Consider the following 24,049-nt stretch of genomic DNA (forward strand, 5'->3'; position numbering starts at 1 on the left):
GCCGCCAGTCAGCTCAAGCCGCGCGACGCCAGAAACCCTGCGATGTAATCGATAAACGCCACGACCTTGGCCGTCGCCCGCCGATGGCTCGGGTATACCGCCAGAATGTGCGCGCCAAAGCTGTCCGGATCGATGTCGTAGTCAGCCATCACCCGCACCAGCCGCCCGTCGGCAATGTACGGCGCGGCGCTCCACAGCGGCGTGTGCAGCAAGCCGCGCCCGGCCAGCGCGTTGGCCAGCAGCAGGTCGTAATTGTCGCTGCGCAAACGCGGCGATGGCGGTTGCGGCAGGCTCAGGCGCTGGCCGTCGCGCTCGGCCCACCAGAATTCGCGGCTGAGCAACGGATGGCGATACAGCAGCCATTCGTGGTCGTCGAGGGTTTGCGGCGTGACCGGCAATCCCTTGCGCGCCAGATACGCCGGGCTGGCGCACAACGCCAGGCGATTGCTGCCGACGACGCGGGCAATCAGCCCCGGCAAATCGTCATGGCCTTCGCGCAACGCGAGGTCGTAACCGCTTTCCAGCAGGTTGACGAACTCATCGCACAGGTCCACTTGCAGATTGATCTGCGGGTATTGCTCGAGAAAACCGCCGCAGACCTGATCCAGAAAAGCCTGCCCGTACGCCAGCGGCGCGGTGATTTTCAGGTTGCCACGCAAGCCATGCTGCAACTGCTCGATTTCCTCGCCAGCCTCGTCCAGTCGCTGCAAGACCTGACGCGCGGTTTCCAGGTAGAGCCGTCCGGATTCAGTCAGCAGGATTCGCCGGGTAACTGCGCTCGAATAATCGCGCACCCAGCTCGGCTTCGAGGTGATTGACCGCTTTGGTCAGGGCCGACGGTGTCTTGCCCAATTGCTCGGCGGCGCGACTGAAACTGCCCAGTTGCGCCGTGACCACGAACATTTTCAGTGCACCCAACTTGTCCATGCTTTTTCCATTCCGGCAAAAACGTTTTTCGTGAGTGAGGCGTTCTGCTGCGCCACGACAGCCACTAATCTCGCCATCAGACGCAATAACAAGGAAACATTCAATGAAAAGATTCATCCCGAATCTGTTGATGGCCGCCGTGAGTTTTGCCTCGATGGAAGCCATGGCAGCGGCCGACCTGGTGCTGCTCAATGGCAAGATTTTCACCGCCGACCGCGCCAATCCGAGGGTGCAGGCACTGGCGGTGCAGGACGGCAAAGTGCTGCAGGCCGGCAGTGATGCGCTGATCAAAAACCTGATCACAGCTGAAACCAAAGTGGTCGACCTGGGCGGCAAGGCGTTGATGCCCGGCCTGATCGACAGCCATTCCCACGCGATTTTCGGCGGACTGGAAATGGTCTCGGCGAACATGGAAGACGAGGTGGTCGACCTCGACGAACTGGAAAAACGCCTGCGCGGCTGGCGCGATGACGGCAAAGCGAAGCATGGCGATGTGCTGAGCGTGGCCGGCATGAGTTCGGTTTATTGGGCGCAGGCCGAAGCCTTTGGCAAGACATTCAACAGCGGCGAATGGGCCAAGGTGCCCGTGGTGTTCACCGGCAGCGACCACCACACCGCATGGGCCAATAACGCGATGCTCGAACGCGCCGGCATTGATGCCGCGCTGCTGAAAAACCTGCCCGACGCCGAGAAAGACACCATCGGCAAACTCGCCGATGGCCGCCCCAACGGTTTCCTGGTGGATGCCGGCTGGGACCGCGTCGCCTCGAAAATGCCAGCGCCGAGCGCCGCCGACATGCTCAAGGCCGCGCAGTCCGCCGTGCGCTACAACAACAGTCTCGGCATCACGGCGTGGATGGACCCCGCTGCCAACGCCGCACCCGGCGAGCCGGTGTTCGCACTCAAACCCACGGAGAAAACCGTCGGCGTGCTGCCGGTCTATAAAGCACTGTCCGAAAGCGGCGGCATGAGCGCCCACGTCGCCGCGCTGTTGGTGGCGAACCCGAAAAGCGTGCCGGCCGATCTCGACACACTGGACAAGGTCCGCCAGCAATTCCAGGGCATCCCGAACCTGACCTTGCCCGGCATCAAGATCTTCGCTGACGGTGTAATCGAATACCCGGCGCAGAGCGCGGCGATGATCGATCCGTACAGCAACTCGCACAAACAGGGTGAGTTGCTGATCGATCCGAAGCGTTTTGGTGATCTGGTCAGCGCCATCGATCAGCGCGGCTGGCTGGTGCACATCCACGCCATCGGCGACCGCGCGGTGCGCGAGGCGTTGAACGGCATCGCTCAGGCGCGCAAGGATCGGCAGAGCGGCGTGACGCACTCGATCACCCACTTGCAGATGGTCAACCCGAAAGAGTTTGCGCGGTTCAAACCGCTCAACGTCATGGCCTCGATGCAATTGCTGTGGGCCTCCGCCGACGACTACACCCTGGACATGATCAAGCCCTACGTCAGCGCCCTCGCCTTCCGCTATCAATACCCGGCGCACTCACTGCTCAAACAGGGTGCAACCATCGCCGGCGCCAGTGACTGGCCGGTGTCTTCGCCGAACCCGTGGAACGCCATGGCCCAGGCCATCACCCGCGACGGCCCGTTGGGCGTGCTCAACGCCGACGAACGCCTCGACCGCGAAACCATGTTCTACGCCTACACCCTGAATGCTGCGCGCACCATCGGCCTGGAAAAACAGATCGGATCGCTGAGCCCCGGCAAGCAAGCCGATTTCATCGTGCTGGACCGCGACGTGTTCAACGTCGACAACAAAGCCCTGCACGATACCCAAGTGCTGCAAACCTGGTTCGCCGGCCGCGAAGTCTACGCCCCCACCCTCTAAGAACAATCACCTGACACCACTGCCCGACCCCGCGTTCGTCGCCGGGGTTCGGCGCAGCCTTGCCGCAAAAAAACTGCCCATAACAACCACAATATCGGGACTTTACTCATGAAAGCTTTCACCCTGTTCGCCCTCGGTTCCTTGAGTGCGCTGCCGTTGTGCAGCCAGGCGTTGCCCTTGAATGATGACTTCGCCGTGCTGGTCGACCTGACCCTGGCCAGCGATTACCGCACCCGCGGTATTTCCCAAACCCAGAATGATCCCGCCGTGCAGGCAGGCCTGACCCTGGCTCACAGCAGCGGCCTGTACCTCGGTGCATGGAGTTCAAACGTCGATTTCGGCGGTGGCCTTAAAACCCGTCAGGAAGTCGACTACTACGCCGGCTGGCTGTGGCAAGCGACCGAGGCGGTCAGCCTGGACCTCGGCTACCTGAAATACACGTATCCGAAAGAAAGCCAGTTCAATCAGGGCGAGACCTACGCCATCCTCAGCGTCCATGGGGTGAAACTCGCGGCCTATTACTCCGCCGATGCACCGGGCATCGACAGCAAGCAGAGCTCGCTGTACAGCTATGTGGGTTACGAAACGGAGCTGCCTTTCGACACAGGCCTGAAACTGCGATACGGCAACATGGATTTCAAGGACCCGCACTTGTACTTGTCTTCGGGCGATGTGGAAGACTCGTACCGCGAATGGGAAGTCAAACTGACCCACGAACTGGCCGGTGTGATGCTGGGCCTGAGTTACATCGACACCGACCTGTCGAAAAGCCAGTGCGCGAGCAATTGGGGGTTTGATGATGTGTGCAGTGCCACGGTGGTGGCGAGCATCAGCAAATCCTTCTGACCCACACCGACCAAATGTGGGAGCGGGCTTGCTCGCGAATGCGGTGTGTCAGTCACATCAATAGCGACTGAGATACCGCATTCGCGAGCAAGCCCGCTCCCACATTCGTTATTGGGTGGATTCTGAAGTGAGTTGTGCCAGGTAGGGCCATGGGTAGATTCCGCGGTCGTGGCCGTCGCTGAAGATGAGTTGCAGGCCGTAGCCTTGCGAATTGAGTTCGACCACGCGAATGCGTGAATCAACTTTCACTGTCAGCCCTTGCAACCGAAACGCCCGGCATTGCGAGCACGGGCACTGGCGGCGCAACTCGGCATGATCGAGCAACTGCTCACGCCCATCCGGCCAGTTCAGCCGCAGTTGCTGCTGGCTTCGGGAATTGCCGATCGCCAGCGGGTTCATTGCAACTGGCTCAGCGCGATGCGCACGGCTTTGCGCACTTCCGGATCGCCGTCATCCTGAGCGGCCTGCAAGGGTGCGATCGCACCTTTATCATTCAGCTCGCCAAGGGCCAGCGCGGCTTCCTTGCGCAGATTGCTGATGCGATGGCCAAGGGTTTCGATCAGCGCTTCCAGCGCCGGAGCGTAGCGCAAGCGGCCGAGGCTGCGGGTGGCGCGCAGGCGTACTTGCCAGTAATCGTCGCTCAGGGCTTCGACCAAGGCGGGGCCGGCGTCGGTGTGCCCGACTTTGCCCAGCGTGGTGGCGGCTTCTTCGCGCACTTGCCAGGCCTGGTCGCGCAAGGCTTGGCGCAGGGATGGCAGGACTTGCGCGTCAGACGCCAGGCCCAACGCCCCGGTGGCGGCGCGCCGGACTTCGGTGTCCGCATCGTCACTGGCCAGTCGCGCCAACGCCGGCAACGCATCGAGCTGCTTGAGCCAGCCGAGCACACCCACCGCCTCGCGGCGCACACCGGCGTCTGCATCGTTCAACGCTCTCACTGCAGCAGCGGCGGCCTCGGGAAAGCGCAACTCGCGCAAGGCCCTGAACGCGGCGATGCGCACACTGACGTCGGCGTGCCCGGTCCACGGCAGAATCACCCGCCCGGCCGCCTCGCTCTTGAGCAGGCTCAAGCTCTGCGCGGCGGCGGATTGCACGGCCGGCTCGGGATCGGTTAGGGCCTGGCACAGCGCCTCGACCACCGGCTCATCCTCCCAGGCTTCCAGCAACCGCGCGGCTTCGGCGCGGACTTCTTCGGTCGGGTCTTCAGCCAGTCGATTGACCAGCCACAGCAAGCCGTCCGGTTCTTCAAGGTCGGCCAGTTCGATCAGGGCAATCCGGCGCACGCCGGGGTCCCCATCCGTCAGGCGCGGTTGCAGGGCGAGGATGTCGTCGTTATCGGTTACATCGAATAGAGAGGTCATAGGGCAAATCGCGGCAGTTTGTTTTCAGGAGGCAGTCCGAGAGGGTTCAGGCGCGGTAGCTGCCGACCATCTTCGTGACGCAGTAATTCGAGGCAATGGCGCTTCAAGCGCGAGAACTCATGGCTGGTGACCAGTTCGGTAGTGCGTGGTCGCGGGAAGTCGAGGTGCAGGTCTTCGATGATCCGGCCCGGGCGCGAACTCATCACCAGCAGCCGGTCGGCGAGGAACAGCGCTTCGTCGATGTCATGGGTGACGAACACCACGGTGGTGCGGATGCGCGTCCAGATGTCCAGCAGCAGTTCCTGCATGTTCAAGCGAGTCAACGCATCGAGGGCGCCGAACGGCTCGTCCATCAGCAACAAGCGTGGCCGATTGATCAGCACCCGGGCGATTTCCACCCGCTGCTGCATGCCGCCGGAGAGCTGATCCGGCCAGCGATCGGCAAACCCTTCGAGGCCGACCAGCCCGAGGATTTCGTCGGCTGCCTTATGGCGTTCCGCTTTGCCGATGCCGCGCATTTTCAGGCCGAACGCCACGTTGTCGCGCACCGTGCGCCAAGGGAACAGCGTGTGTTGCTGGAACACCATGCCGCGCTGAGGCGATGGGCCCGAGACCGGCGCACCGTCGACGTTCAGGGTGCCGGTTCGCGGCAGCAGGTGGCCGGCCAGTGCGCCGAGCAAGGTGGATTTTCCGCAACCGGACGGCCCGAGGATGCACACGAACTGGCCTGGTTCGATCTGGCAATCAAGGCCTTGCACCGCCTCGAAAGCGGCGCTGCCCTCCCCCAGGCTGATCGACAGTCCGCGAATATCGATTCGTCCTTCAGGGTGTTGAAAAACGCTCATCAGGCCTTTCCTCGTGGTCGATGCCAAGGGGTGAACAGTCCGCCCAGTCGCTTGATCAGCAAGCTGCTGCCCATGCCAAGCACGCCGATCAGCAACATGCCGACCACGATGTCGGCGTAGTTCTGGATGGTGTAGGACTCCCAGGTGTAATAGCCGATGCCGTACTGGCCGGAGATCATTTCCGCGGTCACCAGGCAGAACCACGAGGTGCCCATGCCGATGGCCAGGCCCGTGATGATGCTCGGCGCAGCGCCCGGCAGAATCACCTCCAGCAGGATCGCCCGCCGTCCGGCGCCGAGGCTTTTCGCCGAGGCGATCAGGCGCGGATCGACGCCTTCGACGCCGTGCACGGTGTTGAGCAGGATCGGGAACAACGCGCCGGTGAACGTGATGAAGACCATCGACAGCTCCGACGACGGGAACATCAGGATGGCCAGCGGAATCCAGGCCACCGCGGGTATCGGACGCAGGACTTCCAGTGGCGGCAACAAAAGATCTTCGGCCCATTTCGAACGGCCGATGGCGAGGCCCAGGGCGATACCGATGATCAGCGCGGCGAGATAGCCGGCGAAGACCCGGCTGAGGCTGCTGCTCAGGTGCTGGGCGAGCTTACCGGAGTCGCCGAGGCCCAAGGCCGCTTCAATCACCGCGAACGGTGTTGGCACGTTGGCAAACGTGACCAGGCCGAGGTTCCAGTGACCACTTGCGGCGAGTTGCCAGAACAGGAGGCAGAGCAGCAGAGAAAGCGCTCGGGGAAGCCAGCGTAAAAAGGATCCGTACACAATAATTCCTCTCAACCGAGTTCACTGTGGGAGCGGGCTTGCCCGCGATTGCGGTGGGTCAGTCAACATTGATATTGGCTGGCCTGGCCCCATCGCGGGCAAGCCCGCTCCCACAGGGGATTGCGGTGTTTGGGGGGTTAGCGACTGGCAACCGCCTGGGTGGTGGCGTCGGTGAAGTCGAGGACTTTGCCGCCCTGGGCCGTGGCGAATTGTTGGGCCTGGCCCTTCAGCAGAAAGGCGCTGAGGCGCCCTTTCGCATCGCTGGCAAACCACGCCTGGTCCGCCAGCAGCTTGATCCCGCTGTCACTCGCCTGGGCATACACCGCGCGGATGTTTTTGCCTTCAGCCTTCAAACCGGCCAACGCTGTGAAAGCAGATTCCGCCGAGGCGTACTGTCGGACCTTCGGTTCGCCACGCACCCAGATTTCCGCCACATGACTGAAGTCGGTGATGGCTTTACCGCTCGACGCATCCACCGCTTTCAGAGGCGTCTGTCCGTAGTTGGCCAGTTGCGCGGTGTAGTCCAGGTTCGACGCCTTGAACGCAGCGCGGATGTACTGGTCGTCGATGAACGTATTGAGGTCGAGTCCGCGATCCGCCTTCTTCAGCAATTTGAGGGTGTCGATGGCAGTGCCGACCGCCTGCCGGTATTCCGGTTTCCAGCTCAGGTCGCGGGTCTGCACGCCGAGCGGGCCGTGGAACAGGTAATTGACCTCGGCATCGACGCCGGTAACCTTGGCGATCAGCTCGCTGTATTTCTCCGGCTCAGCGGCCAGCAACTGGTTCGCTTCAAGGCTGGCGCGCAGGTAAGCGACGACAATTTCCGGGTACTTTTTCGCGTAGCTCTGATCGACCAATGCACCATGGAACGTCGGCGCATTCGCCTGGGAACCGTCATAAATCTTGCGAGCGAAACCACGGCTCGGGAACAGTTCGGCGAACGGCACGAAGTCGGCGTGGGCATCGATCTTCCCGGCCTGCAACGCCGAACCGGCGACTTCCGGCGGCTGGGCGATGATGTTCACGTCTTTCAACGGGTCCCAACCTTGCGCGGCCACGGCGCGCAGCAACATGCCATGGGCGGTGGATGCGAACGGCACGGAAATGGTCTTGCCCTTCAGCTCGGCCAGTGACTGCACGTTAGATGCGCTCGGCACCACGATGCCGTTGCCGCTGCCCTTGATGCTGCCCGAGAGCACGCTGATAAACAGGCTGTGTTTGCCCGCGGTTTCGAACGCGACGCCGTTGAACGAACCGGGGAAATCAGCCATCGCGCCAAAGTCGAGCTTGCCCGCGACCATCTCGTTGGTCAGGGGCGCGCCGCTGGTGAAGTTCTTCCACTCCACTTCATATTTGGCGTCTTTGTATTGGCCGTCGTGGGGCAGGTATTTGTCCAGCAGCCCCAACTCGCGAATCAACAGGCCGCCGGCGGCGCAGTTGATCGTGGTGTCCTGGGTGCCGATGGCAATGCGGATGGTTTCGGCGCAAGCCGACAAGGTGAATGAAGCCAGTACCAGACCGGCCAATGCTGCACGCAATAACATGGTATTTCCCCTCGAATCATTTATAGGATGTTCGTCTCCGCCACGATCAGGGCGTGGTGGGAAACGAGGGGTGTTTTGAAGCGAGCGTCCGGGGTTGCCGGGTAGCTTTTTTGTTGCCTGGACTGGCCTCATCGCTGGCAAGCCAGCTCCCACAGGGATTTGCAGTGGGGCACGGGTTTCGCTGGCAACAGAGAGCCTTGTGGGAGCTGGCTTGCCAGCGAAGGCGTCCTTTCAGTCACCGCAGTAAATAAGGAATCTCGACTTTCACAGCCCCGGTCGGGCAGTCCTTTTCACACGGCATGCAGTACCAGCATTCGTCGAACGCCATGTAGGCCTTTTGCGTGGCCGGGTTGATCGCCAGCAAGTCCATCGGGCAAACGTCGACGCACACGGTGCAGCCTTTGTGGGCGATGCAAAGGTCTTCATCGACCGTAACCGGCGCGTTGGAGCGGAAGAAGATTTCCTGGGGTTGATAGGCCATTTCGCGGTCTCTCTGTTTGTGGTGCTCAGGCCGCAAAGGCACCGACACGCAGCCGGTCGTAGGCCTGCATTTCTTCGGCATCCAGCGGGATGATGTAAGGCTCGACGGCTTTCTTGAAACTGCTCATCTGGCCGTTTTCATCCTTCTTCAAATGGCAATGGCAGAACCAGTCGCTGTCGTTGCGTTGCGGGTGATCGACCCGATAGTGGTAAAGCCCCCAGCGACTTTCGGCGCGGAACAGCGAAGCCCGGGCCGCCATTTCGGCGCAGTCGCGGATCATGCTGACTTCCATGGCGCGCATCAGTTCGTGGGCGTTGTGGGCCTTGATCTGGTCGAGGTCGCGCTGGATATCGCTGAAGCGCTGCAGGCCGATTTGCATCTTCTTGGTGACCTTCGGCGGCTGCAGGTAATCGTTCACAAAGCGCCGCAACTTGTATTCGACTTGGGCAGGCGGCAGACCGTGTTCGCGATCCAGTGGCGCGTAAACCCGCTGTTTTTCCACTTCGATCTGTTTGGCATCGACCGCTGAAAACTCGCGTTCGGCCACGAAGTCCGCCGCGTTTGTGCCGGCAAACCAGCCATAGGTGAACGCACCTAGCATGTAGTTGTGCGGCACGGCGGCCATGTCACCCGCCGAGTACAAACCCTTGACCGAGGTTTCCGCCTTCTCGTTGACCCACACGCCGGACGCAGAATGTCCGCTGCAAAAACCGATTTCGGAGATGTGCATCTCGACCATCTGCGTGCGGTAATCGGTGCCGCGATTGGCGTGGAACTGGCCGCGACTCGGGCGCTCGTTGCTGTGCAGGATCTCCTCGATGTTCTGGATGGTTTCCTCGGCCAGGTGATCGAGTTTGAGGAACACCGGGCCGTTGCCGCTTTCGAGTTCCTGGTGGAACTCCCACATCATCTGGCCGCTCCAGTAATCGCACTCGATGAAGCGTTCGCCCTTGTTGTTGGCGGTGTAGCCGCCCAACGGGCCGGTGACGTAGGCGCAGGCCGGGCCGTTGTAATCCTTGATCAGCGGGTTGATCTGGAAGCATTCAAGGTTCGAAAGCTCGGCCCCGGCGTGATAAGCCATGGCGTAACCGTCGCCGGCATTGGTCGGGTTTTCGTAAGTGCCCATCAGGTAACCCGAGGACGGCAATCCAAGGCGCCCGGCAGCCCCGCAGGCGAGGATCACGGCTTTGGCCTTGATCACGTGGAAGTCGGCGGTGCGGCAATCGAAGCCCATCACGCCGTTGACCGTGCCCTCTTCGTCCGTCAGCAACCGCGTGCAAACGACGCGATTGGTGATGCTGACCCGCGCGCGTTTCAACTGGCGGTACAGGACTTTCTTGATGTCGTGCCCTTCCGGCATCGGCAGCACGTAGGCGCCCATGTGGTGGACCTTTTTCACCGCGTAGTCGCCGGTTTCGTCTTTCTCGAACTTCACGCCCCAACGGTCCAGTTGCTCGATGGTTTCGAAGCTGTGGGTCGCATAGGCGTAGACCGCCGCCTGATTGACGATGCCGTCGTTGGCGATGGTGATTTCCTTGGTGTACTGCTCCGGCGTCGAGTGGCCGGGAATGATCGCGTTGTTCAGGCCGTCCATGCCCATGCTGATCGCGCCGCTGCGCTTGACGTTGGCCTTGTCGATCAGCAACACCCGCAGGTCGCGGTTGCGCTCCTTGGCTTTGATCGCGGCCATCGGCCCGGCTGTGCCGCCGCCGATGACGACGATGTCGTATTCCTGTTCGCGTGTCGTTCGGGTCATGCCTGCGCCCCTTTGTGCCGGTCGATCCGCAAGCGGTACTGGAACGCATCGCCGCGGTAGTAAAGGTGTTCGAAGTCCACGGGTTGGCCGCCGGCATCGTGGGTCAGCCGCTCGATGTGCATGATCGGCGAACCGGCTTCAACGTTCAGCGCCTGGGTCAGATCGCTGTCGGCCAGTACCGCGTCAATGGCCAGATCGGCATGACCGAGGGCCAGGCCGCAGTCGTTTTCGAGGATCAGGAAGATGTCGCGGGTGACCAGATCAGCCTTCTCCAGCCGCTCGCCGATGGCTTTGGGCAGGTAGGTGATTTCCAGCGAAATCGGCTCGCGGTTGATCAAGCGAACCCGTTTGATCTGCGCCACGGTGTCGCCTTCGGCCACTTGCAAACGCTCGGCGACGAGTTTGTCGGCGGCAATGAATTTGAAGCTGCGCAGGCGGTTGATCACCTCGTAGCCGCGACCGGTCATGGACTCGGCGAGGCCTTGCAGGGTGCTGACGTTCTGGAAGGTTTTCGGCTTGGCGACGAAGGTGCCCTTGCCGTGGATCTTGAAGATCAGCCCTTCCTTTTGCAGATCGCCGAGAGCCTGGCGCACGGTAATGCGGCTGACTTTGAACAGCGCACCGAGTTCGCTTTCGGAGGGCATCTGGCTGTCTTGCGGGTATTCACCGTCGAGGATGCGAGCGCGCAGCACGTCGCGCAGTTGCGTGTGCAAGGGAACGCTGCTTAAAGATAGAACGTTATCGGTCATGGCAGATCACTTGTTATAACGAGTTATGACGTGATCTTAAGGTTCTAATGGAGGGGTTGAGAAATATTGTTTGGGTATAAGGTTAGAGCGGTCTGTCAGACGGGGTACAAACCATTGTGGCGAGGGGATTTATCCCCTCGCCACAGGTCAGCTGAAGGAGTGGTAGTTGATGAGCGTTAGCCGCGCTTGAGGATCTGGTCCATCACCCAATCGGTTTTCAACGCCTCTTCGGCCATCGCGGGATGCTGCGCTTCACCACGAATATGCGCATTCATGCCCAGCACATGATGCCACTGGATGTGCTGATGATTGTCGATGTCCAGACTGAGGGATTCCTCGGCTTCGAGTAGCACCGGGTGCTCATCAAAGACCGAAAAACTGATCCGCCCTTTGCTGCCAATCACCTCGACCCGATCTTCACGACGGTCCGCCACGAAGTTCCAGCAACCCATGCCCATCGCCCCCGACGCAAACCGCCAACTGGCGCTGACGGCATCTTCAGCGGCATACAGCCCGGCCTGCCGCGCGGTAAACCCGGCGACTTCGACGATGTCGCCGAGCAGGTACTGGAACAGATCGAAGCCATGGCTGGCGAGGTCGGCGAAGTAGCCGCCGCCGGCAATCGCCGGATCGGTGCGCCAGTTGTCCGCGCCGTCGAGATCAGCGGGGGATGGCGCCTTGGTGAGCGTCCAGGTCAGGTGCCGGACCTCACCGATCCGTCCCTCCTCCAGCCATTGCCGTACTTGCTGGAAGCGCGGCAGCGAACGTCGGTAGTAAGACACGAAAAGATGCAGCCCGGCCTCGGCAAACACTGTCTGCATGTCACGGCTTTGCCCGGCATTCAGCGACATCGGTTTTTCGACGCAGCAATGTTTGCCGGCAGCGGCCACCCTGAGGGCGTAGGCGTGGTGACTGTCGGGTGGCGTGGCAATGTACACCGCGTCCACCCCGGGATCGTTGATCAACGATTCGGCGTCGGTGTAGACCCGGGCGATGCCGTGGCGCTCGGCATAATCGCTCACCGCGTCCAGCCGCCGCCCCATCACCGCCACCAACGCCGAGCCGGGCGCCTTGTAGAAGGCCGGCCCGCTCTTGCGTTCAGCGACGCTGCCACAACCGATCATGCCCCAGCGCACCACGTTCATATTCACTCCTTGATCGTTAGCCGACGCGCAGTGCGCGCAGGTCCAGATGACCGTCCTTGAGCGGCGGGCACCAGTAGTAGCCGCCGGTGATCGGCCGGCTGATGCGATACAAACCGTCGGTGATGCCGTCTTCCAGACCGCTCATGCGCCGCAGTTGCGCTTCAAAGGCATCGAGGGAAAAACCGAACGCGAGGAACATCAGACCGGCACGATCCCCTTCGATCCACGGCATCGAGCGGCGAACCACGAACGCTTCCGGGGCGAAGCTTTCCTGGGCGGTGCGCTTGACGTGGGCGGAGATCGGCGCGTCATCGATTTCTTCGTTGTCGCTCAAGCGACGGCCCATGATGTTGTCCTTCTCATCGGACGGCATGGCGTGGAAGCCTTTCAGGTCATGCTGCCACTGCTGGATCGCGGCGAAACTGCCCCCGACCAGACCGTCAGCACCCTCACCGACCAGCGCGGCCGCCACGGCGGCTTCGTCGTGCGGGTTTTCGGTGCCGTCTTCGTAACCGGTCAGGTCGTGGCCGGTCAGGTGGCGGAAAGTTTCGTTCATCTGCACCAGACGCAGGGCCGGTGCCAGCGCAGCTTCGATGGCGTTGCTGCGATTGAGCAATTCACCACGGTCGACGCCATGCAACCAGCACCATAGCGCGTGCTGGGTCGACGGGTTGTCGACGCCGACGCCGGTCAGCGCCGGAAACGGCCGCAGCCCTTCGATCTGCCCGTGCAGCGCCTTGACCAGGGATTCACCGAAACCGACCACTGCCGATTTCCCGTCCACCAGTTGCGCCAACTTGTCGAGCGCGGCCGGCAGTGCATCGACGGATTCCAGCGCGAAGAACATATGACGGGCTTGAGGCGGTACGGGGGTGGCGAGAATGCCCGGCTGGTAGTAACTCATATGAACTCCTTAAGAAAGAGCGCGAAGTTTACCCGCCGCGTTGGCCGTTGTGTGTTCTCAGGTCAAAAGATCGCGGGATCATGAAATCCGGACTTAAAAAGTCGGGTCAATAAGGCGTATAACCTTTGAAGTGAATTCTGAACTGCAAGCCGCCAGCGCATGGCTTACATCACATGGAGTAGCGACATGACCACAGCACACATCCTCGGCAACCTGTTTCCCGACTCCAGCGACATCCCGGAAAAATACCGCCTCGACGGCCAGACCGAGCAACGTGAATACCTGGTCGACGGCGAACTGAAAACCTGGTCAGGTCCCCTCGCCCAAGTCCGCAGCCCGGTGTACCTGACCGGTGAAAACGGCGACGAACAGGTCATCCTCGGCAGCACGCCGCTGCTCGATGCCGACACCGCACTGACCGCCCTCGACGCCGCCGTCCGCGCCTATGACCGGGGCCAGGGCCTGTGGCCGACCATGCGCGTGGCCGAGCGCATCCAGCACGTCGAAACCTTCCTCGGTCGTATGCGCGAGCAGCGCGACGCGGTGGTCAAGTTGCTGATGTGGGAGATCGGCAAGAACCTCAAGGACTCGGAAAAAGAGTTCGACCGCACCTGCGACTACATCGTCGACACCATCAACGCCCTCAAGGAACTCGACCGCCGCTCCAGCCGTTTCGAGCTGGAACAGGACACCCTGGGCCAGATCCGCCGCGTTCCACTGGGCGTGGCACTGTGCATGGGACCTTACAACTACCCGCTGAACGAAACCTTCACCACGCTGATTCCGGCGCTGATCATGGGCAACACCGTGGTGTTCAAGCCGGCCAAGCTCGGCGTGCTGCTGATTCGCCCGCTGCTGGAGGCGTTCCGCGACAGCTTCCCGGCCGGGGTGATCAACGTGATCTACGGCAGCGGCCGCGAGACGGTCAGCGCGCTGATGGCCAGCGGCAAGATCGATATCTTTGCGTTTATCGGCACCAACAAGGCGGCCAGCGACTTGAAAAAACTCCACCCGAAACCGCATCGCTTGCGTGCTGCGCTGGGCCTGGATGCGAAAAACCCGGGCATCGTTTTGCCTGAGGTGGATCTGGACAACGCGGTGAACGAAGCGGTTACCGGGTCCTTGTCCTTCAATGGCCAGCGCTGCACCGCGCTGAAAATCCTCTTCGTCCACGAAGATGTGGTCGAGGCGTTCATCGACAAATTCAACGCCAAACTCGCCAGCCTCAAACCCGGCATGCCGTGGGAAAGCGGCGTGGCCCTGACGCCGCTGCCGGAGTCGAGCAAGGTCGATTACCTGCACGGGCTTGTCGCGGATGCCGTGAGCAAAGGCGCGCGCGTGGTCAACCCCAATGGCGGTGAAGCCCGCGCCTCTTTCTTCTATCCGGCGGTGTTGTACCCAGTGACGCCGCAGATGCGCGTCTATCAGGAAGAACAGTTCGGCCCGGTGGTGCCGATCGTGCCCTACCGGCATCTGGACACGGTGATCGATTACGTCCTGGAATCGGACTTCGGCCAGCAGCTGAGTATCTTCGGCACCAACCCGGTGGCGGTCGGCCGGCTGGTGGACACCTTCGCCAACCAGGTCGGGCGGATCAACCTCAATGCCCAGTGCCAGCGCGGTCCGGACACCTACCCGTTCAACGGCCGCAAGAACTCTGCCGAAGGGACGTTGTCGGTGCATGATGCGCTGCGGGTGTTTTCGATTCGTACGCTGGTCGCGACCAAGTTCCAGGAGAGCAACAAAGACCTGATCAGCGAGATCATCAGCGGCCGCAGTTCGAGTTTCCTGACCACCGATTACATCTTCTGAGGACAACGAGCCTGAGCACCTTCAGAGCCCAAAGACTGCCACCCCTGCTGCGCCGGGTATTGCGTCCGTTACTGGACCCATACCGGCGCTATCGCCATGCGAAACTGATCCACGCGGTGCGCGTATCGCTGGGGTTGCTGGCGACGATCCTGCTGACCACTGGCATCCACCTGCCTCACGGCGAGTGGGCGTCGGTGACGATGCTGGTGGTGATTGGCGGTTTGCAGCACCACGGCAACATCGGCAAAAAAGCCGCCGAGCGCGCCATCGGCACCTTGATCGGCGCCGGCGTCGGCCTTCTGTTGGTGGCGCAACAGGCCTGGCTCGGAATGCCGTGGCTGACCTATTTTGCGATGTCGGTGGTCTGCGGATTTTTCTCCTACCACGCCATCGGCAAGGGGGGTTACACGGCGCTGCTGTCGGCGATCACCGTGTTTATCGTCGCCGGGCATGGTGATAATCCGGTGACCGACGGGCTGTGGCGCGGGGTGGATATCCTGATCGGCATTGCCCTGGCCCTGGCGTTTTCCTTCGCGCTGCCGTTGTACGCGGTTTATTCCTGGCGCTACAACCTGGCCGATGCCCTGCGCGATTGCGCAACGATTTACGGGCGGATCATCAATGGCCAGCCCGTCACCGATGACGAGCACGTGAAGTTGATGAATCGCCTGAACGCGGTGATGGTGCAACTGCGCTCGCTGATGCCGTCGGTGTCCAAGGAAGTGAAGATTTCCATGACGGAACTCGATGCGATTCAGCGTCATTTGCGGATGTGCGTCAGTACCCTGGAAATCCTCAGCAACACCCGACCGGATACCAATGACCCGGCCGCGATGGCGCATCTGCAATCGGCGCTGAAAGCGGAGCACCGGCAGATTCGGGTGCAACTGGTGGGGATGGCGCGGGCGTTGAAGTCCGGCGCGTCGCAACGGCTCAGTCGACCCGCCGAACCGCTGCCGGATTCAAGCCTGGATGCACCGGTCTATAACCCGCTGGACGGCTACCGGTTGTTGATCCGGCAGCTGGCCAGCAACATTGGCGAGATGCGCCAGCGCCTGGCCAAGACCGCGCCGCGCTGGAACATCTGATTATTGCGTTACAGTCCGCCGAAACTTCAGGCTCCAGCCCTGCTGCATGCCGGCAGCGGCCAGCAAAATGGCGGCGACACCGATCCATTGCAGCGTTTCCAGGCGATGGCCGAAGGCAAACCAGTCAACGAAAATCGCCGCAATCGGGTAGATGAACGACAACGCGCCAGTCAGTGCCGTTGGCAATTTCTGGATCGCGCCGTACAGCAACACGTACATCACGCCGGTGTGAACAATGCCGAGGGTCACCAGGCTGGCCCACGCGCTCGGTGCCTGCGGCAACGCGGAAAAGTGCGCGAACGGTGCGAGCAACAACACGCCGGTGCTGACCTGAATCAGCGCAATCAGGTGCGGTGGTGTGCCGGTCAGGCGTTTGATGATCAACGCCGCAATCGCGTAAAGGAACGCAGCGCCCAGCGCCAGCGCGATGCCCATCAGGTAATCATTGCCACTCTCGCCCTGTTCACCGTGCGCGCTGACAATCGCCAGCATCCCCAGAAACGAAACACCCAGCCAGAAGAGTTTCTGCAGGGTGATTTTTTCGTTGAGGAACAGTGCGGCCAATCCTACCAGCATGAACGGTTGAACGTTATAGACCGCCGTGCCGATAGCAATCGAGGCGCGGGAGTATGAGGCAAACAACAGCACCCAGTTACCAACGATCGCCACGCCGCTGAGTACGGCCAGCAGGAACGTGGTGCGGGTCAGAATGCCGGGGCGCAGGAAGCCGAATGCCGCGCAGATCAGCAATAATGTGCCGGCGCCGAACACGCAACGCCAGAACACCACGTCCAGCACCGGTTGCCCGGACACCAGCACGAACCAGCCGATGGTCCCGGAGATCAGCATGGCGGCGGTCATTTCAAATGACCCGTGACGAATTGTTTTGTCCATCATCAGACTCCTGTGTTTGAGCCCAAAGTATGCCAATCCGCCTGGGGGCTTCTCCAGCGCAAAAAACAGGCTAAACTCGGTATCTGCCTTTTTTATCAAGGCGGTTTCGATTAATTGCCTTACAGGGGTTGCGCCATGACTGACGATATCGATCAAGTGCTGATCACGGCGTTGATGGAGGACTCACGGCGTTCGCTCAAGGCCCTGGCGAACCTCAGCGGCCTGTCCTCGCCCAGCGTCGCCGAGCGTTTGCGCCGCCTCGAAGAACGCGGCGTGCTCAAGGGGTACACCGTCGAGATTGATCCCAAATGCTTCGGCTATCAACTCCAGGCCATCGTGCGTATCCGCCCGCTGCCGGGCCAGTTGCAGGAGGTGGAACGGCAGATCCAGGCCATCCCCGAATTCACCGAGTGCGATAAGGTGACCGGCGACGACTGCTTCATCGCGCGTCTGCATGTGCGCTCGATGGAACAGCTGGACACCCTCCTCGACCGCCTCAACACCCACGCCGAAACCAACACCGCGATCGTCAAGAAAACCCCGGTCAAACGACGTTTGCCGCCGATGGCGTGAGCCTTCAGGCAAATCGCAGGCAAAAAAAACCCGCTTTCGCGGGTTTTTTACTTCAAGCCTGGCGATTAATCATCGCGGCTCATGATGCCGAAGATCTGCAACAAGCTGATGAACAGGTTGTAGATCGATACATACAGGCTGATGGTCGCCATGATGTAGTTACGCTCGCCGCCGTGAATGATGGCGCTGGTCTGGAACAGAATGCAGACCGACGAGAACAGCACGAAACCTGCGCTGATCGCCAGTTGCAGACCGCTGATCTGGAAGAACAGGCTCGCCAGCGTCGCACCCAGCAGGACGAAGAAACCGGCGGTGATGAAACCACCGAGGAAGCTCATGTCCTTGCGGGTGATCAGCACGTAGGCCGACAGACCGCCGAACACCAGTGCCGTCATCGCGAACGCCGAGCTGACCACTTCCGCGCCGCCCTGCATACCCAGGTAACGGTTGAGGATCGGGCCGAGCAGGAAACCCATGAAACCGGTCAGGGCAAACGCCGACACCAGGCCCCACGCGGAATCACGGAGTTTGTTGGTCAGGAAGAAAAGGCCGTAGAAACCGATCAGCACCACGAAGATATTCGGGTAGCCGACACGCATCTGCTGGGCAACGAACGCCATCACGCCGCTGAATGCGAGGGTGAGTGCGAGTAAGCCGTAAGTGTTGCGCAGGACGCGGCTAACCTCTAGCTGCTCAGCCTGCACGCTGTTATTAACTGCGTAATCCTGTTCGCGCATGGCGACACTCCTGTTGGTTTGAAACGTTCAGTCGCAAAGATCATAACAGACGCTCTGTAACATGCCATGCAGAGAGTTTGACAGTGTGTTTCATTCAGGTATTATGGCGCCCGCAACGCAAACGGAGGTGTGGCCGAGTGGTTTAAGGCAACGGTCTTGAAAACCGTCGACTGTAACAGGTCCATGAGTTCGAATCCCATCGCCTCCGCCATCTTATGTATGACAAAGCCCTGATTATTCAGGGCTTTGTCGTTTCTGGGGTTTGCGGTTTCTGCTTCAGTCTCTCTGGATCGTTTTCCGGATCTTTTCGGTCATTTCCGCGCCCCCTACCCTGCGAAGGCGCCTATTCAGCCAAATCCATCAGCGCCATCAATATGTGAAAAATGCATCTGGAGATGATCCGATAGATCAATGAGATTGCCGTTGCCTCTGTAGCTCCCTCTTCAACCAGGTGCTTGCCGGTTCTACGCCTACTGGACATCGCACCTCATAGGTGCGGCCACTCATACTGCTTTTAGTGGCAGCAAGATCGATGAAGTCTTCTGCGCTGTTCACCATGTTCTTGCCTTCGAGATAATTCAGCTTCTTCTCCAGATGCGCCCGAGCACGGGGACCTGGGTACTCGCTTCCGTTGCGCACAAACTGACACTCACTGTGCTCGACAAAGTCCAGCAAGCCCTTTATCTCTTGAGTGGCTTGAGGGGTGGCTTGAACCTGCCCATTAGTGACGATTGCGATAAAGCTGATACCTGCAGCCATCGTCAATTGGTTGATAAGCCGCGCCTTGCCCCCCATCCACATCCGCATGATTCATCCCGGTCCTGAAGGTGAAATGAATGGAGTTACCTCCAACAGCTACAACATTCTCTCCAGCCCGATCGTGCTGCTAAGCCACGAATTGAAGCGTCGCCACCAACTCCCCGGCTCCTTGGTCAACGTATGCTGTTTGCCGTCATCCTCGGTGACCCAGACCAGCTGATTCTTTTCCAGCACGGCATGATAACTGAGAGTGGGTGCCATACCCTCCAGGGCCAGTTCGCGCACGCGTCCGGCGAGTTCCGGATTATCCACCAACACCCCGACTTCGGTGTTCCACAATAATGAGCGCGAGTCGAAATTGAACGAGCCGATAAAAGCTTTCTGCTGGTCGAAAATCATCGCCTTGCTATGCAGGCTGGAGTCGGAACTATTGGAGGATCCGCTGTGAAACAGGCGCGGTCCGCTGTCGCTGTCACCATTGTCGCCGGACTGGCGGCGTAATTCGAACAACTGCACACCATGCTCCAGCAAGGTTTGGCGATAAGGGGCGTACGCACCGTGCGCGGCGGGCACATCGGTGGCTTCCAGTGAGTTGGTCAGCAAGCTGATCGACACGCCGGCGTCGGCACGATTGGTCAAGTACACCACCCCCGGTTGGCCGGGCACCATGTAGGCCGAAACCATGATCAGCTCCTTGCGGACGCCTTCAAGCTCGGGTGCCAACTGGGTGGTCAACAGCAAGTGCGGGGCGGGTTCGCCCTTCGACAAGACCTTGCTCGGTGCATCCCACATCGCTTTATTCCAGGCCCAGATCAACTCCCGGCGCCAGACATGCAGGCGTGGGAGAGTGGTGTAGCTCATCAATTGCTGGTAGAGCGCATGATTCTGTTTGCGCGTTTCCTCCAGGGATTCGTCCAGCCGGGTCCGGAGGTTTTTCAGGTCCCTGGTCGTCGACTGGGTCGAGAGAAATTGCTCGATCGGCTTGCTCAGGGCACTGTTCCAGTATTGATCGAAACCATGTCCCAACTGTTCTGCGACCGGACCGACACTGAGCATGTCGATGTCTTTGAAATTCTTGTCGGGCTGCGCATCGAAATACTCGTCCCCCAAATTGCGCCCTCCGACGATTGCCACGCAGTTGTCCGCCACCCACAATTTGTTGTGCATGCGTCGGTGTTGCTGCGACAGATTGAACAGCCGGCCCATCGTTCGCGTCATGACGGTGCTGCGGCCCAGGTGTAGCGGGTTGAACACGCGGATCTGAATCTGCGGGTGCGCAGCCAGCGTCGCGATCATTCGGTCCAGGTCATCGCTGGCGGTGTCATCGAGCAGAATCCTCACGCGGACTCCGCGGTCGGCGGCGTCGAGCAGCTCGCTCACCAGTATCCGCGTACTGATGCCGTCGTGGACGATGTAATACTGCAAGTCGAGGCTGCTTTGGGCGTTGCGAATCAGCTCGGCGCGGGCGGTGAAAGCCTCGGCACTATCGGATAACAAGCGAAAGCCCGATTGGCCCTGATGGGGAGCTACCTGGGCCTGGATAGAACGACCGAACGCCGAATCGCTCGCGGGCAAGGCCTGACTGGGTTCGTGAGGGACATTGAGTGTCGTACAGCCACCCAAGAGCAAGGCGAGCAACAGAAGAGCAAGCAGGGGCTGTTTGATTCTCACGGAGCGTACTCCGGGTGGTGGCGATCAGGGATGCCGGTTCCCGAAGAATAGCCAGTTGGTTTTCACCTGGTCGTATCGACCTTGCGCACTGTTTCTTCGATCTGCGGGGTTGTTTTTGGAGCGTAGTTCATCCGCTCGCAATTGAGGTATCTGCCCCAAGACGCAAAGATGTTGCCGACAGCAATCGGCAAGAAAAAAAACAACTGCCAAAGCTTATGAAAATGACTCCGCGACTCATTTTCGTATCCACCACCCTTCATACCTGGCAAAACTCACCAGTCCTGCAACAGTTCCAGGGCCCGATCAAAGTCGAACAACTCTATCTGTTCCGCGACCAGAGCCAGATGCCTGGCCAAGGCCCGATCGAGTGACAGATTGCGCAGTTCGGTAAGCGCGTCCATGGCGGCCGTGTCGCTTTCGGCCAACAGACCTTTGAGCCTGTTCAACGGCTCGCTCAACTCCGAGCCATCCTGAAGGCTCTTGCCCATCGATGCCGGGGCGTTTCCCGTCAGGGCGTCCAGCGCGGCCAAGGTCGGCAGCAGGTAACGCTCGACCTCCGACGCCAGGCCATGCACCACCTGAGCGGGCTCGCCGTTCTGGCAGGCCTGCTCCAGCACAGCGGCGGCCTGCGCGGTCTGGAATTGCTCGGCAAAATCGATCTGTGTGTCGCGAAACTTGCAGAGAAGGCGCAGATAGAGTTCTCGCCGGCCCATGCAGGTAGCCAGGCCGGCAACCATATCAATGCCCTCAAGACGATCTGGCAGCCCATCCGGAAGGCCTGCATTTAGCGATGCTGGAGTGCCCCGTGGCGTGATCCATTTCGCCAATGTGGCGAACATGTCATCGACATTGAGTGGCTTGGAGATATGGTCGTTCATGCCACTGCTCAGGGCTCGCTCGCGATCACCGTCCATGGCGTTGGCGGTCATGGCAATCACCGGCAAAGCATTAAAGCGCGGCTATTGGCGAATCCGCTGGGTGGCGGTGTAGCCTTCCATTTCCGGTATTTGGCGATCCATCAGCACGCCGTCGAAGTTGCCATCCTAGGCCAGAATGTCGAGCGCCTCCTGGCCGTGCCAGTCCAGCCGCAGCCTTATGCCGACACTTTCCAGCAGCTCGCAGGCCAGCTTAGAAAAATCTGAATCGCCAAGAGAAAGTCGGAGGCTTTTGGGGGGTCGTTTCTGGCCGTTTTTTGCCTGTCATGACTGACCGGGGTTGGCTGCAGATCCAGAGGCTGGCTGTTCGAATGATCTCATGCCCCTGCACTTCTGAAGCCCAACCCCGCCCTTTCCTACTTCGCCGTAATCACCGACAATTTAGTAATCCCCGCCCGTTCAATCGAGGCCATCGCCCGAGCCACTTCGCCATAATTCACGCCATTGTCCGCTTGCAGCTGCACACGCACGTCGGGGTTTTTCGCCTTGGCGGCCTGGAGGTTGAACTCGAGCAGATCCGCCTGGATTTCGTCCTTGTTGATGAACACCTTGCCCTTGTCGTCGATGCTCACCACCAGCGGGTCTTTCTGTTCCACCGGTGCCACCGATTCGGTCTTCGGCAGGTTGATCGGGATTGCGTTGGTCAGCAGTGGCGCGGTGACGATGAACACCACCAAAAGCACCAACATGACGTCCACCAAGGGCGTGACGTTGATCTCGCTGAGCACTTCATCGCTGTCTTGTGTAGAGAACGCCATATCAGGACGCCTCCTTGACTTTCTGCCCGGCGACGGTTGCGCCGGACTTGCTCAATGCCGGATGCAGGAGCACGCGGAACGCGTTTTTCTGCGCGAGGCTATAGAAGTCGTGGGCGAAGTCATCGAGGTCGGCGGCGGTCAGTTTCAGGCGACGCAGGAAGTAGTTGTAGACCAGCACCGCCGGCACGGCGACGGCGATGCCAACGCCGGTGGCTACGAGGGCGGCGCCGATCGGCCCGGCCACGGTTTCCAGGCTCGCCGAGCCCGCGGCACTAATACCTTTCAAGGCGGACATGATGCCCCAGACGGTGCCGAACAGGCCGATGAAGGGCGAGGTGCTGCCGATACTGGCGAGGATGGCCAGGCCGCTTTCCAGCGAGCGTCGTTCGCGCACGATCTGCTGGCGCAGGGCACGTTCGAGGCGGTCCTGGTGGTTGATTGCCTGGCTCAGGTCGGCGGCTTGCGCGTCTTCCGGTACCTGGATCGCGGCGTAACCGGCCAGGGCGACGCGCGCGGCTGCGCCCGGTTGGCTATGGGCCAGTTCAGCGGCGGAATCGAGACTGGACGCGGCCCAGAAGTGTTTGTGGAATTTGCGATCCTGGGTCTTCAGGCGGGTGAACTGCACGCCTTTGAGCAGGGCGAGACCCCAGGTGGCTACGGAAAACAGGATCAACAGCCAGATGACGGTGTGTTCGACGGATTCGAAGGGGGATGCAATCAGGTTCATGGTCAGGCTCTCCAACAAGGCATTGAATCGGTTGTAGCGATGCGCCTTTTGTCAGGTGGCCCGCGGTGTATGTCGACAGGTTGCGTTACTTGATTTTGAAGTCGATGGGCACGTTGACCCAGCCGTCCTGGGCGATATCGCCCTGCTTGGCCGGGACGAAGCTCCAGCGTTTCACTGCTGCCAGCGCGGCGTCGTCGAGTTGATCGCGGCCGCTGCTTTTCTGAATCTGGATCTCGCCGGGTTTGCCGCTGGCCAGGACATGCACCCGCAGCAGCACCGTACCTTCCCAACCGCGACGCAACGCCAGCGATGGGTATTCCGGCGCCGGGTTTTTCAGGTAACCGGCGCTGGCCGACGCCGGGGTCACCGGTTTGGGTGCGGGCGGTGCCGGAGGAGCTGGCGCGGCGACCGGTTGTGGTGGCGCGGACGGTACCGGTGGCTGCTCCGCTGGTTTGGCAACGGGTTTGGGCGCCGGTTTGACCACGGGCTTGGGTTTGGGAACGGGTTTGGGTGGCGGTGGCTTGACCGCCAACTCATCTTCAACCGGTGGCGGAGGTTCGACCACGGGCTGCGCAATCGGCTCGGGCGGTGGCGGCTCCACCAACGGGGGTGCCGGCTGCGAGAACTCGATGGTCATCGGCGGGATCTCCGGCGGCACCACCGGCAGTGCCGGCGGTGGGTTCTGGTTGACCCAGGCGATCACCGCGCCATGCAGCACCAGCGCGAACACCCCGAGCAGGACGCCTTCGCGGCGACTCAGCACCCGCTTGGGCGTGCTGTGCAGCCGCGACAGTGCCAGGGGTTGCCGGAAGACCCGGCCAAGGTCGAGCAGTTCGCCAGCGGGTGCCGGGTGCCGGAACACCTCGAAGGCACGGGTGGCGCTCTGGACATTGCCCATTGATTGACTCCTGT

At 60.9% G+C, this 24,049-nt stretch carries 23 protein-coding genes, 1 tRNA gene and 1 pseudogene; 6 read left to right on the top strand and 19 right to left on the bottom strand.

Annotation, left to right across the window (positions count from 1 at the left end):
- Positions 1-8: 8 nt before the first annotated feature.
- Positions 9-927 (bottom strand): annotated as a pseudogene (locus tag J2Y86_RS05310) (LysR substrate-binding domain-containing protein).
- A 103-nt stretch (positions 928-1,030) separates the two neighbouring features.
- Here J2Y86_RS05310 and J2Y86_RS05315 point away from each other — a divergent pair.
- Together J2Y86_RS05315 and J2Y86_RS05320 are read left to right on the top strand one after the other, a co-directional pair.
- Entirely contained in the window at positions 1,031-2,773 is a 1,743-nt protein-coding gene (locus tag J2Y86_RS05315) for an amidohydrolase (RefSeq protein ID WP_253428688.1), read from the top strand.
- Positions 2,774-2,881: 108 nt separating this feature from the next.
- Complete coding sequence (locus J2Y86_RS05320; protein WP_253428689.1) at positions 2,882-3,619, top strand: TorF family putative porin; 738 nt, start codon at positions 2,882-2,884, stop codon at positions 3,617-3,619.
- 108 nt (positions 3,620-3,727) lie between these two features.
- On the opposite strand, the gene J2Y86_RS05325 is transcribed toward J2Y86_RS05320, so the two are convergent.
- The 10 genes from J2Y86_RS05325 to J2Y86_RS05370 form a co-directional block, all read right to left on the bottom strand.
- Positions 3,728-4,018: a DUF971 domain-containing protein gene (locus tag J2Y86_RS05325; RefSeq protein WP_253428690.1), complete on the bottom strand. Its 291-nt coding sequence runs from the start codon at positions 4,016-4,018 to the stop codon at positions 3,728-3,730.
- Complete coding sequence (locus J2Y86_RS05330) at positions 4,015-4,977, bottom strand: HEAT repeat domain-containing protein (RefSeq protein WP_253428691.1); 963 nt, start codon at positions 4,975-4,977, stop codon at positions 4,015-4,017. The genes J2Y86_RS05325 and J2Y86_RS05330 overlap by 4 nt, the downstream gene beginning before the upstream one ends.
- Positions 4,974-5,822, bottom strand: coding sequence for an ABC transporter ATP-binding protein (locus tag J2Y86_RS05335; protein WP_253428692.1), 849 nt, complete (start codon positions 5,820-5,822; stop codon positions 4,974-4,976). Before J2Y86_RS05335 ends, J2Y86_RS05330 begins: the two co-directional genes overlap by 4 nt.
- Positions 5,822-6,604, bottom strand: coding sequence for an ABC transporter permease (locus J2Y86_RS05340; protein ID WP_253428693.1), 783 nt, complete (start codon positions 6,602-6,604; stop codon positions 5,822-5,824). The genes J2Y86_RS05335 and J2Y86_RS05340 overlap by 1 nt, the downstream gene beginning before the upstream one ends.
- Before the next feature lie 137 nt (positions 6,605-6,741).
- Entirely contained in the window at positions 6,742-8,148 is a 1,407-nt protein-coding gene (locus tag J2Y86_RS05345; protein ID WP_253428694.1) for an ABC transporter substrate-binding protein, read from the bottom strand.
- A gap of 235 nt (positions 8,149-8,383) precedes the next feature.
- A complete protein-coding gene (locus J2Y86_RS05350; RefSeq protein WP_007946457.1) occupies positions 8,384-8,629 on the bottom strand; it encodes a 4Fe-4S dicluster domain-containing protein in 246 nt (81 codons plus the stop codon).
- A 25-nt stretch (positions 8,630-8,654) separates the two neighbouring features.
- Positions 8,655-10,385, bottom strand: coding sequence for a fumarate reductase/succinate dehydrogenase flavoprotein subunit (locus J2Y86_RS05355; protein ID WP_253428695.1), 1,731 nt, complete (start codon positions 10,383-10,385; stop codon positions 8,655-8,657).
- Complete coding sequence (locus tag J2Y86_RS05360) at positions 10,382-11,134, bottom strand: GntR family transcriptional regulator (protein WP_253428696.1); 753 nt, start codon at positions 11,132-11,134, stop codon at positions 10,382-10,384. Before J2Y86_RS05360 ends, J2Y86_RS05355 begins: the two co-directional genes overlap by 4 nt.
- Before the next feature lie 176 nt (positions 11,135-11,310).
- Entirely contained in the window at positions 11,311-12,279 is a 969-nt protein-coding gene (locus J2Y86_RS05365; RefSeq protein WP_253428697.1) for a Gfo/Idh/MocA family protein, read from the bottom strand.
- Positions 12,280-12,295: 16 nt separating this feature from the next.
- Positions 12,296-13,183, bottom strand: a complete 888-nt coding sequence (locus J2Y86_RS05370) for a Dyp-type peroxidase (RefSeq protein ID WP_253428698.1) — start codon at positions 13,181-13,183, stop codon at positions 12,296-12,298.
- Between the two features lie 186 nt (positions 13,184-13,369).
- Here J2Y86_RS05370 and J2Y86_RS05375 point away from each other — a divergent pair, with 186 nt between their 5' ends.
- Together J2Y86_RS05375 and J2Y86_RS05380 are read left to right on the top strand one after the other, a co-directional pair.
- The gene (locus tag J2Y86_RS05375) at positions 13,370-14,995 is read left to right on the top strand and encodes an NADP-dependent glyceraldehyde-3-phosphate dehydrogenase (RefSeq protein ID WP_253428699.1); all 1,626 of its coding nucleotides are present in this window, start codon (positions 13,370-13,372) and stop codon (positions 14,993-14,995) included.
- A 44-nt stretch (positions 14,996-15,039) separates the two neighbouring features.
- Entirely contained in the window at positions 15,040-16,083 is a 1,044-nt protein-coding gene (locus J2Y86_RS05380) for an FUSC family protein (RefSeq protein WP_253440131.1), read from the top strand.
- On the opposite strand, the gene J2Y86_RS05385 is transcribed toward J2Y86_RS05380, so the two are convergent.
- A complete protein-coding gene (locus J2Y86_RS05385; protein WP_253440134.1) occupies positions 16,084-16,977 on the bottom strand; it encodes a DMT family transporter in 894 nt (297 codons plus the stop codon).
- A gap of 135 nt (positions 16,978-17,112) precedes the next feature.
- On the opposite strand from J2Y86_RS05385, the gene J2Y86_RS05390 reads away from it, so the two are divergent.
- Positions 17,113-17,550, top strand: coding sequence for an Lrp/AsnC family transcriptional regulator (locus tag J2Y86_RS05390; RefSeq protein ID WP_008028095.1), 438 nt, complete (start codon positions 17,113-17,115; stop codon positions 17,548-17,550).
- A gap of 65 nt (positions 17,551-17,615) precedes the next feature.
- Here the strand turns inward: J2Y86_RS05390 and J2Y86_RS05395 are convergent, their stop codons facing one another.
- Complete coding sequence (locus tag J2Y86_RS05395) at positions 17,616-18,287, bottom strand: Bax inhibitor-1/YccA family protein (protein ID WP_017339210.1); 672 nt, start codon at positions 18,285-18,287, stop codon at positions 17,616-17,618.
- 123 nt (positions 18,288-18,410) lie between these two features.
- On the opposite strand from J2Y86_RS05395, the gene J2Y86_RS05400 reads away from it, so the two are divergent.
- Positions 18,411-18,498: transfer RNA gene (locus J2Y86_RS05400), tRNA-Ser, on the top strand.
- A gap of 197 nt (positions 18,499-18,695) precedes the next feature.
- Here J2Y86_RS05400 and J2Y86_RS05405 read toward each other — a convergent pair.
- The 6 genes from J2Y86_RS05405 to J2Y86_RS05430 all read right to left on the bottom strand — a co-directional run bounded on the left by J2Y86_RS05405 (position 18,696) and on the right by J2Y86_RS05430 (position 24,035).
- The gene (locus J2Y86_RS05405) at positions 18,696-19,094 is read right to left on the bottom strand and encodes a DUF5329 domain-containing protein (RefSeq protein ID WP_253428700.1); all 399 of its coding nucleotides are present in this window, start codon (positions 19,092-19,094) and stop codon (positions 18,696-18,698) included.
- Positions 19,095-19,142: 48 nt separating this feature from the next.
- Positions 19,143-20,717: a phospholipase D family protein gene (locus J2Y86_RS05410; protein WP_253428701.1), complete on the bottom strand. Its 1,575-nt coding sequence runs from the start codon at positions 20,715-20,717 to the stop codon at positions 19,143-19,145.
- Between the two features lie 272 nt (positions 20,718-20,989).
- Complete coding sequence (locus J2Y86_RS05415; RefSeq protein WP_253428702.1) at positions 20,990-21,646, bottom strand: hypothetical protein; 657 nt, start codon at positions 21,644-21,646, stop codon at positions 20,990-20,992.
- Positions 21,647-22,008: 362 nt separating this feature from the next.
- A complete protein-coding gene (locus J2Y86_RS05420) occupies positions 22,009-22,410 on the bottom strand; it encodes an ExbD/TolR family protein (RefSeq protein ID WP_019578566.1) in 402 nt (133 codons plus the stop codon).
- A gap of 1 nt (position 22,411) precedes the next feature.
- The gene (locus tag J2Y86_RS05425; protein WP_253428703.1) at positions 22,412-23,137 is read right to left on the bottom strand and encodes a MotA/TolQ/ExbB proton channel family protein; all 726 of its coding nucleotides are present in this window, start codon (positions 23,135-23,137) and stop codon (positions 22,412-22,414) included.
- Positions 23,138-23,222: 85 nt separating this feature from the next.
- Positions 23,223-24,035 carry an energy transducer TonB gene (locus J2Y86_RS05430; protein WP_253428704.1) on the bottom strand — a complete coding sequence of 271 codons (813 nt, stop codon included), beginning with the start codon at positions 24,033-24,035 and terminating at the stop codon, positions 23,223-23,225.
- Positions 24,036-24,049 lie beyond the last annotated feature (14 nt).

Origin of the sequence: Pseudomonas migulae (assembly GCF_024169315.1) — a bacterium.
Classification (GTDB): Bacteria; Pseudomonadota; Gammaproteobacteria; order Pseudomonadales; family Pseudomonadaceae; genus Aquipseudomonas; species Aquipseudomonas migulae_B.